The sequence below is a fragment of the Acidisarcina polymorpha genome (assembly GCF_003330725.1).
Lineage (GTDB): Bacteria > Acidobacteriota > Terriglobia > Terriglobales > Acidobacteriaceae > Acidisarcina > Acidisarcina polymorpha.
On the sequence record NZ_CP030840.1, the window covers coordinates 6,274,262 to 6,286,096 of the forward strand.

Annotated in this window: 9 protein-coding genes; 7 read left to right on the top strand and 2 right to left on the bottom strand. The window is 58.8% G+C overall.

Annotated features, from left to right (window positions below; genetic code table 11):
• From ACPOL_RS26745 to ACPOL_RS26775, 7 genes are all read left to right on the top strand, one after another.
• Entirely contained in the window at window positions 1-372 is a 372-nt protein-coding gene (locus ACPOL_RS26745; protein WP_114209759.1) for a YciI family protein, read from the top strand.
• Window positions 362-1,612 (top strand): RNA polymerase sigma factor, encoded by a 1,251-nt coding sequence (locus ACPOL_RS26750; RefSeq protein WP_114209760.1) that lies wholly within the window; start codon window positions 362-364, stop codon window positions 1,610-1,612. The genes ACPOL_RS26745 and ACPOL_RS26750 overlap by 11 nt, the downstream gene beginning before the upstream one ends.
• A gap of 174 nt (window positions 1,613-1,786) precedes the next feature.
• Window positions 1,787-3,505, top strand: coding sequence for a tetratricopeptide repeat protein (locus ACPOL_RS26755; RefSeq protein ID WP_150133141.1), 1,719 nt, complete (start codon window positions 1,787-1,789; stop codon window positions 3,503-3,505).
• Between the two features lie 307 nt (window positions 3,506-3,812).
• Window positions 3,813-6,026 carry a tetratricopeptide repeat protein gene (locus ACPOL_RS26760; protein ID WP_114209762.1) on the top strand — a complete coding sequence of 738 codons (2,214 nt, stop codon included), beginning with the start codon at window positions 3,813-3,815 and terminating at the stop codon, window positions 6,024-6,026.
• Window positions 6,027-6,054: 28 nt separating this feature from the next.
• Window positions 6,055-7,926: a CRTAC1 family protein gene (locus tag ACPOL_RS26765; protein ID WP_114209763.1), complete on the top strand. Its 1,872-nt coding sequence runs from the start codon at window positions 6,055-6,057 to the stop codon at window positions 7,924-7,926.
• Window positions 7,927-7,928: 2 nt separating this feature from the next.
• Complete coding sequence (locus ACPOL_RS26770; RefSeq protein ID WP_114209764.1) at window positions 7,929-8,399, top strand: hypothetical protein; 471 nt, start codon at window positions 7,929-7,931, stop codon at window positions 8,397-8,399.
• Window positions 8,400-8,648: 249 nt separating this feature from the next.
• Window positions 8,649-9,602 carry a dienelactone hydrolase family protein gene (locus ACPOL_RS26775; protein WP_114211088.1) on the top strand — a complete coding sequence of 318 codons (954 nt, stop codon included), beginning with the start codon at window positions 8,649-8,651 and terminating at the stop codon, window positions 9,600-9,602.
• Window positions 9,603-9,767: 165 nt separating this feature from the next.
• Here the strand turns inward: ACPOL_RS26775 and ACPOL_RS26780 are convergent, their stop codons facing one another.
• Entirely contained in the window at window positions 9,768-10,235 is a 468-nt protein-coding gene (locus tag ACPOL_RS26780; protein WP_201758978.1) for a ferritin-like domain-containing protein, read from the bottom strand.
• A 79-nt stretch (window positions 10,236-10,314) separates the two neighbouring features.
• The gene (locus ACPOL_RS26785) at window positions 10,315-11,820 is read right to left on the bottom strand and encodes a glycoside hydrolase family 1 protein (RefSeq protein WP_114209765.1); all 1,506 of its coding nucleotides are present in this window, start codon (window positions 11,818-11,820) and stop codon (window positions 10,315-10,317) included.
• Window positions 11,821-11,835 lie beyond the last annotated feature (15 nt).

Here is an 11,835-nt window from a genome sequence, read left to right on the forward strand (position 1 = left end):
ATGCGTTACATGATGTTGATCTACTCGCAGGAAGATGAGAAGGCGCCAACTGAAGCCGTGGCCGAGGTGGCCGAGGCCCATCGTCAATTGATGACCGAGACCAGACTTCGCGGCGTCTTTCGCGCCGCGGATCCGCTCCAGCGAAGCTCTACCGCCACGACAGTCCGTTCAGAGAACGGCAAGGTCCTGCTCACCGATGGCCCTTATGCCGAGACGAAAGAACAGCTCGCGGGATACTACATCCTCGAGTGCCGGGACCTCGATGAGGCGATCGCCTGGGCGGCAAGGATCCCTACAGCCTGCCTTGGCGGATCGGGATGCGTCGAAGTGCGTCCGCTTCGCGACATGGCAGAATCGATGCATGACGGGTGATCTTCGCGCGGCCATCGAGCGAGTCTTTCGGGAGGAGTCGGGGCGGATACTTGCGGGGCTAATTCGAAGATCGCGGTCGTTCGATCTTGCGGAAGAGGCGATGCAGGACGCTCTCGCCGCGGCTCTCCAGGCCTGGGAGGCAGGCGGTATCCCGGAGAATCCGGGTGCCTGGATCACGGCGGCCGCAAATCGCAAGCTGATCGATTACGTGCGCCGGGAAAAGACCCGGCAATCCCATGAAGAGCAGCTGCTTTACGAGGGACCGCAATGCGCCGTCTTCGACGAAGAAATGAGCGCCGAGGAGGATGACCGCTTGCGGCTTATCTTTACCTGCTGTCACCCCGCGCTCAACCAGGAGGCCCAGATCGGGTTAACGCTGCGCACCCTGGGCGGCTTGACGACGGCAGAGATCGCCCGCGCGTTCCTTGTCCCTGAGACAACCCTGGCGCAGCGCCTGGTACGTGCTCAGCGCAAGATCCAGCAGGCTCGGATTCCCTACCAGGTGCCGCCTCCCGAGCAGCTCGCCGAACGGCTTTCTTCCGTCCAGGCTGTACTTTATCTGATCTTCAATGAGGGTTACACCGTCAGTACAGGAGACAGCCTTCTTCGCAAGGAGCTGTGCGCCGAGGCGATCCGGCTCGCGCGCATTCTCGTCGTATTGATGCCTGGCAATCCGGAGAACATGGGTTTGCTGGCGCTGATGCTGCTCCACGACTCCCGTCGCGACGCCCGCTGTGCACCAGACGGCGAGCTGATCCTGCTGGAAGAGCAGGACCGTTCCCGCTGGCATCATCATCAGATCGCCGAAGGAATCCGCTTAGTTCAGCGCGCCCTCGGACGCCGCAGCCCCGGCAGTTATCAATTGCAGGCAGCGATTGCCGCGGTCCATGCCGAAGCTCAGACGGCTGCCGACACCGACTGGAAACAGATCGCCGCTCTTTATAGCGTCCTCGCGGCTATCGAAACGTCGCCAATCGTCTACCTGAACCAAGCCGTCGCCATCGCCATGAGCGGTGAACTGCAACAAGGGCTCGACTTGATCGATCGGCTTGGGGCGAATCGCGATCTCGATTCTTATCATCTCTACCATGCAGCTCGCGCCGATCTGCTCCGTCGCATGGGCCGAGCTAGGGACGCACTTGAGAGCTACCGGAGCGCCCTCAGGCTGACCACCAACAAGATCGAGCAGCGTTACCTTTGCCGGCGTATTGCGGACATGCAAGGCAATCAAGTCCGATAAAAATGGCTGGTCGCGCTGCCTCATTGCTGCCGGGCGACCCGGGATGTTGGCCAGAGGGAAATCAAGTCCTCCATCGGCCTCCCGATTCTGCGGCCTGCTTTGACATAAACTTACTTTGCCGTGCTTGATCCGCGTTTCCCAACTCGAGCATTCCTGATCGCTCTTGTGGTTCTCTTGGCATTCGCTGGTTCCGCTGCCGCCCAGGAGGTCTCCGCCGCCTTAAAGGAGGCGGACGCCGACTACAAAGCCGGCCAAGCGGCCCTCGCTGCCCACGATCTAAATGGCGCCCGGGTTTATTTTGAGAAGGTCGTCAAGCTGGCGCCGCAAGCCGAACAAGGGCACAGCGCCTTCGGAGCGGTGCTGGTGAGCCTCGGCCAGACACTTGCCGGCATTCGCGAACTGGAGAAGGCGCTTGCCATCAAGCCGGGCGATGAGAGCGCCCAGATCAATCTGGCGCTCGCCTATGAACAAAGTGGCTCGGCCGCCAAAGCGCTTCCCTTCTTCGCCAAGCTCGATGCCGCGGCCCGTGCCGACAAGCACAGCCTTCCGGCTTATGCCCTGGCTGCTTATGCCCGGTGCCTTGCCGCGACTCAACCAGAGTTGGCGATCGCCAAAATGCGAGCGGCCGTCACCGCCGATCCTGGAAACTCCGAGCTGCATGATGAACTGGGCTCGCTCTATGTGCGGCGGCAGGCTTGGCCCGACGCGGAACAGCAGTTCGCCGAAGCCGCCCGCTTGAATCCCGCCTTGGCTTCCGCTCATCTGCATCTTGGCCTGGCGCTGCAGGCGCAGCAGAAACCCGGCGCTCTCGCCGAGCTGAGCAGCGCCTCGCAACTGGCCCCGGATGACCCCACCATTGGCGTCGAGTTCGGGAAAGCGCTCAGCGCCTCCGACCAGGATGCGCAGGCGATTGCCATCTATCGCCACCTGCTTGATTTGCATCGGGGCTCTGCGCAAGTCGAATATCAGTTGGCCCTCGCCCTGCAAAGGACCAACAACGTCGAAGCCGCGCTCCCACTCTTCGAGAAGGTTGTGACCGCCGACCCCAACAACGCCGAAGCGCTGACGAATCTTGGTCTCGCGCTCACCCAGGTCCAGCGAGCCAAAGATGCGGTTCCTCGGCTGCAGCAGGCAGTGACGCTATCGCCCGGCATGGTTACGGCTCACCAGAACCTGGCTGGCGCTTATATCCAGCTGAATCAGATCGCCGATGCGATCATCCAACTGCGAATTGCATTGAAGTTAGCGCCGGAGTCGCCCCAACTCCACTACAACCTCGGGCTCGCCTTCAAGATGCAGGATGACGCCGGCTCGGCCATCCCAGAGTTGGAGATAGCGGAGAAAGAGAATCCGTCCGCACCCGAGCCGCCGTACGTGCTCGGCGTACTCTACATGCAATCCGGCCGCTATGCCGATGCGGCAGCGGAACTGGATCGATCGCTCAAGCTACAGCCCACGAACGGAGACGGATGGGCGACCCTTGGCAGTGTCGACGCAAAGCTGGAGAAGCTGCCGGAGGCCGCGGCGGCGCTCGAGGAAGCCATCCGCCAATGCCCTCAGCAGCCTGACCCGCACCTCACGCTGGCTACGGTTCTGGCTAAACAAGGTCAGACCGCGGAGGCCACCGCCGAGCGCAAGAAGGCCGCAGATCTGATGCGGGCAAACTCCAACCGTCAGCGTGCCGAGGTCGCGACCCATTCGGCGGATAGCCTGGTCGCGAACGGAAAGTTCGTCGACGCCGTCGCACTTTTCAAGGAGGCGCTCAGCTACGATCCAGACTATCCTGAAGCCCATCGCGGATTGGCAACCGCACTTGAAAAGCAGGGAGATGCAGCCGCGGCCGCCGTCGAGTTGCAGAAAGCTGCCGATCTGGAGAATGCCGCCAAGCCTTAAATCGGGCATCACACAGCGGAATCTCGATCCCAGCGAAACGCCCAACCATGCGCTGTTGCTCGCTGGCCCACTCTTGCTTTGGTTTGTTTCTGGCTGGAGAATCTTCCGTCATCTTGAGCAAAGTGAGCTTCAGACTAACCCCTGCTTGCTCCTTATATACAGCCGTTGAAGCGATTCGCTATAGTTTACGGGATGAGCGCCAGGCCCATACGCTGTAGCCTGGTAACCGGTTTGGCAGCCAGGCGGCCGGTGCGAATAGGCGATCTTTCAACGATCAAAACGGTAGATTAGTGGCGCCGCGCGCAAAATGAATACCTGCTTCCGACGACTGTTCATCGTATTCCTGCTGCTGGTGGGAGCCTCTGCGTTTGTATGGCGGGAGACTTCGGGCGAGGTCGACGCGCGAGCCGATGAAGCGCTTCGCCGCAAACTTTATGCTGACAATATCAGGAAGACTTATAGCTACTCCTTCGAAAAGGGCAACATCTCTCTCCCCGGAAATGCCGCCGTTGCCGGCAACGACTTTCTCGAGCCGGACGCTTTTCCGGACGCGGCCTATTGCGGGCATTGTCATCAGGAGGCCTATAGTGAGTGGCGTCAGGCGCTCCATTCAAACTCCTTCCGTACCCCTTTCTACCGGACCAGCGTCAACGTGCTGATACGGACCAAAGGCATCGATTTCGCTCGTCATTGCGATAGTTGCCACAACCCGGTCGGCGTTCTCGCCGGCGCTCTCGATCCCAACTCGACTATGGACCGGTCCTTTGACCGCGACGGCTTGACCTGCATGACCTGCCACTCCATTCAAAGCGTTCGACCGCTGCTTGGCAACGGGAGTTTTACCATGGGCGTCCCTGCCGTGATGGTCGACGAACAGGGCAATCGCATCCCCGGCAAGGTACCCGATGCGGAGATCCTCGCGCACACCGACCGGCACTCTCAAGCAGTCATGCAGGACATCTACAAGAGTCCCGAATTTTGCTCCGCCTGCCACAAAGCGAACCTGCCGCCTATGTTGAACGGCTATAAGTGGATTCGCGCTTTTACCACTTATGACGAATGGCAGAACTCGAAGTTCTCGCAGCGGAACCCGCTCACCTTTTACTCGGCCGACTTTACCACTTGCCAGAACTGCCACATGAAGCGCGCGCCGATCACTCTTCCCGATTATGGCGCCAAACACGGCATGATGGCCTCCCATCGCTGGCTCGCCGGCAACACGGCGGTCCCGTTCTACTATGGATTCGATCAGCAGCTCACCAAGACGGTCGAGTTCCTGAAGAGTGACAACTTTCTCAACGTTGACCTCTTCGCGCTCAAAGAAGCAGGGAGCAATGCTCCGATCACCCCGCTGGGGACTGATCCCGTGAACATCCGGCCGGATGAAACTCTGGATGCCTACGTCGTCATTCAGAACAAGAATATCGGCCACTCGCTGATTCCTGAGGTTCGCGATCTTTACGAGGCATGGGCCCAATTCACGGTGAAAGATGCTGCGGGCGACGTTCTCTACCAGAGCGGATACCTGAACCCGGATGGTTCGCTCGACAAGCGCGCTCATAGCTTCACCAACCGGCCGGTCAATGTCATCGGAGATTTCGTCGACAATCATATGGTTTGGACGATTCATTCGATGGCCTACGATGATTCGATCCAGGCAGGCCGCTCCGCCTTGGTGCGCTACCAGTTCCATCTCCCCGCGGACATTAAAGGACCAGTTACTATTACCGTTTCCGTCAACTATCGTCACTTACGCCAGAGCTACCTCAACAATGTTCTCGGCAAAGACCATGTAGCTTATCCTGTGGTCGAGATTGCGTCCCGCAGCCGCACTCTCAACCTCGGCGACAATGCGCCGACTGCTCCGGCAGCCGCCGACAACCCCGACTGGATGCGATGGAACAACCTTGGTATTGGCTACCTCGATCAATTGCAGCATGAGGACGCCATTCACGCCTTTGAACAAGTCGTCCACCTGCGCCCAGACTATAAAGACGGTTATATCAATCTAGGATTGACTTACATCGATTGGGAGAAGTACGAGCAGGCTCGACCGCCACTGGAGAAGGCGCTCAGCCTTCATCCCGACGATGCCCGCGCGCTCTATTACCTCGCCTTTGTGGAGCGTCGTCAACGCCACTCGGATGCTGAGATAGCCGACCTGCGCAAGGTCGTTGAGCAGTTCCCGCAGTCGCGCGATGCACGCCGGGAGTTAGGCATCTCCTATTACCAGCAGCATCGCGCCGACGAGGCGATGGAGCAGTTCAAGGCACTGCAGGCCATCGATCCCGATGACCTTGCCGCCCACTACAACCTGGCGATCCTCTATCGTAGGCAAGGGATGAAAGAGCAGGCCGCTCAGGAAGCGGCCAAGTACACGATCAAGAGGGTCGATCCCGGAGCGCCGACTTACTCGCTCGAATATTTGCGTAAGCATCCTGAGATATCAACCGAAAGTGTGCCTTGGCATATGCATACTGACTTACCACCAGCAGCGCCCGCAACCGGCGGACAACCATGAACCAGAACGGCAGACCAGGCGGTATGAATTGAATCGCAGAAGATTTATCCGGTCCCTGAGCAGGACCGCCTTAGTCCTGCCCTTTGCCGATGTCGTGGCCCTGGCGGCGACAGGGCGGCAGCAGACCCAGCCGGCGCAAAAGATCGGTCCTACCGAGCGCAGCTACGACGCCAAGCCTGCGCCACCTCCGGCTGGACCTAAGTCGCCGATCGAAGGGACGCCTCTCGGAGTTAGCTTTGTCGACGTGCAGAAGGAATCCGGACTCAACCTTAAGACGATCTATGGCGGCGAGTTCAAGAACAAGTATCTACTCGAAACCACCGGATGCGGCCTTGCCTTCTATGACTATGACAATGATGGATGGGTCGACCTCTTCCTCGTAAATGGCTGGCGTCTCGAAGGTTTCCCCGCGGGACAAGAGCCGCACTGTCATCTTTTCAAGAACAACCGTGACGGCACGTTTACAGATGTAACCATCGGCTCGGGCTTGGAACACCGCACCGGTTGGGGGCAAGCCTGTTGCGTCGGCGACTACGACAATGACGGGCAGGACGACCTCTTTGTCACTTACTACGGCCAGAATGCACTCTACCGCAACCACGGCAATGGCACCTTCACTGATGTTACCGAGCAGGCTGGGTTGATCCAACCCGGACCAAAGATTCGATGGAACTCCGGCTGTACCTTCGTCGATTATGATCGCGACGGGCATCTGGACCTATTCGTCGCGAACTATGTCGACTTCGATCTGAAGACAGCGCCGCTACCCGAGGATGGTCCTTGCACTTACAAAGGAATCCTCGTTGCCTGCGGACCTCCGGGACTTCCTGGCGGCAGGAACATCCTTTATCACAACAATGGCGACGGTACATTCAAGGACGTAAGTGAAAAATCCGGCATGTGGACGGCGGTCGGCACTTATGGTCTGAGCGTCGCCGCATCTGATCTCGACAATGATGGCTGGCCGGACATCTATGTCGCCAATGATTCCGCGCCTGCTACCTTGTATCTCAACCAGAAGGATGGCACCTTCCGCGATGTCGCGATCGAGGCTGGCGCCGCATTGTCGGCCGAGGCCAAGCCGCAAGCCGGCATGGGCGTTTCGATCGGCGACTACAACCGCGACGGCACCATGGATGTAGTCAAAACCAACTTTGCCGGCGACACTGACTCGCTCTATACCAACCTAGGCGATGCAACCTTCGAAGACCGCACTTATCCCGGCGGACTGGGAGTCAACACCCGCTTGCTCGGTTGGGGTGTCGGCTTTTTCGATATGGATAACGATGGCTGGCTCGATGTCCTGATGTCCAATGGACATGTCTATCCCGAGGTCGACAAATCGAAGGCCGACCTGAAGTATGCCGAGCATAAGTATCTCTACCGCAATTTACGAAATGGACGCTTTGAAGAAGTCACCTCTCAGGGCGGTCCGGGCATTATGGAAGATGCACCAGCTCGCGGCTGTGCCTTCGGCGACTACAACAACGATGGCAATATGGATGTCGCGGTTAACTGCATCAATGCCGTACCTCAGCTGCTGCGCTGCGATTCGACGCTCAAGCGCAATTGGATCAAGATCAAGCTGGTCGGCGTCAAAGCCAACCGAAGCGGCATCGGCAGCCGCGTGGTGGTGATTTCGAAGACCACTCCCGATGCGGAGAAGCCGCTCGTCCAGATCGAAGAATTGCGCAGCGGAGGAAGTTACTTCTCGCAGAATGACCTCCGCATGCACTTCGGCCTCGACCAGGCGAAGAAAGTCGATCTGGTAGAGATTCGCTGGCTGAGCGGTCAGGTCGACCAACTCAAAGATCTGGATGTCAATCGTCTCTACGTGATCCAGGAGGGCGGAAAGATCCTGAAGTCGGAGCTACTCAAACCCGCCAGGGCGAAGGCTTAGTGATGAGCAGACTCGCGTTTCTCGCGACAGTCACTCTCTTCCTCTTCGTCTTCGAAGCACAATCCAAAGCCGCGTCCATGTGTCCATGGCTGACGCAAGGAAGCGTCGCCCATGTTCTCGGGGGCGATGTCTCCGCTTTGTTTACACCTTCCACCGAAACGGAGGGCTCCTGTATCTTCTCTCGCGAGCAGTCCGCCGCAAGTTACGTGCTGAAGGTGGCTGTCGATAAGAACCGATTGGAAGGATGTCCAGCAGGCAGTCAGCAAGTCAGCGGGATCGGTAATGAGGCGGTGCGGTGCCGCATACAAGGCCCTGCGGCTCAAACCACGGAGCGAGTAAGCAGCCGTGTCCGTGACTTGTTTTTTACCGTAGACCTGACCACGACCGCTGCTCGAAAGAGCGCCATGACCCTCGAGCAGCAACAGAGCGAGGCCGCTCAGATCGCCGAGCAAGTCGCCGGCAATCTCTTCTAGCGCGTGAGTTTAAATATTCGTGAAACGATCTCCTATCATCCTGAGCAAAGCCGGGTGCCCCCAATTTACGCCATCTGCTTGAGTGGGATGGCAACTTCCAAAGGGCTGCAGACGAGGAGCAAACCCAAGCGACCAAATCAGAAATATCCTCGATCCGGTAGAACGTCAACACCGCACTTGCAGAATTTCGCAATTTCATCTTGCGCCCTTGTGGGGAAGCTCTGCCCCTAATAGACTTTGTTCGTGATCATGACGATTCTCCACGCCCGCCGACTTCTCGCCTCCGCTCTCCTGCTCTCTTTCGCAACTCTCTCTCATGCTCAGGACTGGGCCAAGGCGCGTCTCGACACATCGCCGCGCCATCACGAATACGTGCCGCTCAAACATGGCAGCCGGACCGTCCAGGCGTTCGTCGTCTACCCTGAAGTCAAAACAAAGGCGCCGGTCGTCGTCCTGATCCACGAGATCTTCGGCCTGAGCGACTGGGCCAAAGAGATGGCCGATGAGTTGGCGGCGCAAGGCTTCATCGTGGTCGCGCCTGACCTGCTCTCCGGCTTTGGCCCGAATGGCGGCGGCTCCAGCGAATTTCCAAGTCAGGACGCAACCGTCAAGGCCGTCTCCGCGCTGGATGCCGATGTCGTCACCGCCGACCTCGATGCGGCTGCCGATTATGCCAAAAAGATCCCGGCCGGGAACGGAAAGCTTGCGGTCGTTGGTTTCTGCTGGGGCGGCGGCAAATCATTCGCCTTTGCCACGCACCGGAAAGACCTGTCCGCCGACTTCGTCTTCTACGGCCCCGGTCCGGCGGATGTCACTCCCATCACCGCGCCAGTCTATGGCTTCTACGCCGGGAACGACTCGCGCATCGGCGCGACCCTGCCCGCCACCACCGCGGCTATGAAGGCGGCCGGGAAGAAATTCGAGCCAGTCACCTATGAGAACGCCGGCCACGGCTTCATGCGCGCCGGAGAAGATCCCAACAACACCGTGCCTGGAAATAAGACCGCTCGCGAACAAGCTTTCACTCGGCTGGTTAGCTTGCTCCAGCAGATGAAGAGCGCACCGGTCGCCAGTTCATCCGCCGCCAGTTCACTCAAAGAGGGCCAACGAGAAGATCAGTCCGGAACGCTGGCGAAATCGGCGCCCGCCATCGTGGCTTGCCATGACGCCAACTCCACTCGCCATGCGGCCGCCTCCATGTAGCTGGCTGTCGCACTTCGCCGTCACGGTTGCCGCTACACCTTGGCGCTCAGACGGAAGCGCATCTCACCTGGTGTCGATCATCGGCTTGAGCGGAGCAGAAAGCAGCCTGGTACGCTCTTTCGGCTAGAGCGAACCAGGCGGGGGCAATGCGGGTTGATTGGCGGGTCAATCTGCGATGCCAGGATTGGGTGGATCAATCCCCAAGGCGGTCGCCAGAGCGATAAGGTGGTCCTGCTCCTGGACGATGATGTTGCGCAAGCTTTCAGCAATTGCGAACTCATTCAGATCGTCGGCCTGGCGAATGCGGCGGCGATATTCACGAATGGTTTCCTTTTCATTTTCCAAATCGAACTGAAGCATCTCCTCGGCCTTCTCTGAGGTTTTGACCGGCTTCGGCACGACTGCCGGCATCCCGCCGAGGTAGTCGATGTGGTTTGCGACTTGAAGCGCATGGCTCAACTCCTCGGTGGCATGGACGGCGAGCTCGTCGGCGATGTTCATGTAGGCCGCGCCTTTGAGTACCTGGGAGTAATTCACGTAAGCGATGATGGCCTGGTACTCACGCGAGAGGTCTTCGTTGAGGGCGTCGATGAATTTTTCGCGGGTGATCGGTGTTTCTACAGCAGTGGGCATACGTTCTCCAATCAACTCTAAATATTCGATGCTTATAGTTAAGATGCTACTCGCGTCAGTCGTTAACCCGATGCCGAGTCTACAGGCTTGCTCCGTTGGTTTGAATGATTTCCTTGTACCGGAAGGCGGAGTCTTTCACAATACGTTTCTGGGTATTGCGATCGACGTAAATCAGTCCGAAGCGCTCCAGGTAGCCTTGACTAAATTCCCAGTTGTCGAGGAGCGACCAATGGAAGTAGCCGGCGAGTGGGACTCCTTCCTGGTGGGCACGCTTGAACGCCCCAAGATAACTGTTCAGAAAGGCGGTCCGCTGGGGATCATGCACCTTTCCGTCGGCAGCCGGCGCGTCGGCGAGTGAAATGCCATTCTCGGTGATAAGGACAGGCTTTTTATAGCGTTCAGCAAGGAACTTCGGCGCCCAATAGAGCAGCTCCGGAGTAATCGCCCAGCCATAGTGCGAGCGAGGCGCATTGGGGGAATCCGGTACCAGCTCCGGCTTGCCGTCGGCACCGGCTTTCACGGTCGGCGCAAAGTAGAGATTTATGGCGCAGTAGTCGACCGGCTGGTGGATCAGGCGCATGTCTGCCGGGGTGGCCAGTTTTTCTGCGCTCGGAAAGAGCTTGTAGCCCTCCGTTGGATAGTGGCCGAGATAGATAGGATCGAGCCACCAGGAGTTGTTCATCATTATCATCGCCGGCTGCAGGGGAATGATCGCTCGCTTTTCCACTGAGAATGAGGCATTGCGGGCGGCCGCAATATCCTGCGCGGAGTTGCTGGCGGGCAGTGAGAGCGTTCCCGCGAACGGCAAACCAACCTTGACCGGCTTCTTCGCAGCGGCGCGGATCGCTTGCACGGATCGTCCGTGGCCGAGCAGCAGGTTGTGACAGCCTTGCGCGAGCTGCGCACTCTCCAGCTTGAGAGCTGGTGGCATGGCGCCCGCTTCCGCCCCAAATCCCCACAAAATATTCGGCTCATTGATCGTCAGCCAATTACTTACCCGGTCGGAAAAACGGGATGCAACAAGGTGCGCGTAATCGGCGAGCCACTTGGAGCTATCGGCGTTGAGCCATCCCCCTTGCTGCTGCAGAGCATCGGGGTAATCGAAATGGTAGACGGTGACAAATGGCGTGATCTTCGCGGCAAGCAAAGCATCGATCAGCTTGTCATAATAAGCAAGGGCGGCTTCGTTCGGCTGCCCCTTCCCCTGAGGAAGCACACGCGGCCAACTGATCGAAAAGCGGTAGGCATTGATGTCCAGTTCGCTCATGTGGCCGATATCTTCGGCATAGCGGTGGTACTCGTCGTCCGCAACCCAGTTGGTGCTGCCATCCTTGATGTTGCCGGATACGGCCTCGTAGGCGGCCCAGATAGACCGGCCGCCACCGTCGGCGTAGGGCGAACCCTCGACCTGCATGGCAGAGGTGGAGGCGCCCCAATGAAAGCCTCTGGGAAAGGCGTTGGTCTCCCCCGGTCCAGGGACGCGGCTGGTGGCAGATAGGGGCGTGTGATGGAGAGCTGGCATGGCACAGAGAGTGGCAGCCTGAGCTGAAGTACGCAAGAAGGTTCGGCGGTTCCAGGTTGTCATTCTTGGCTGTGTTGA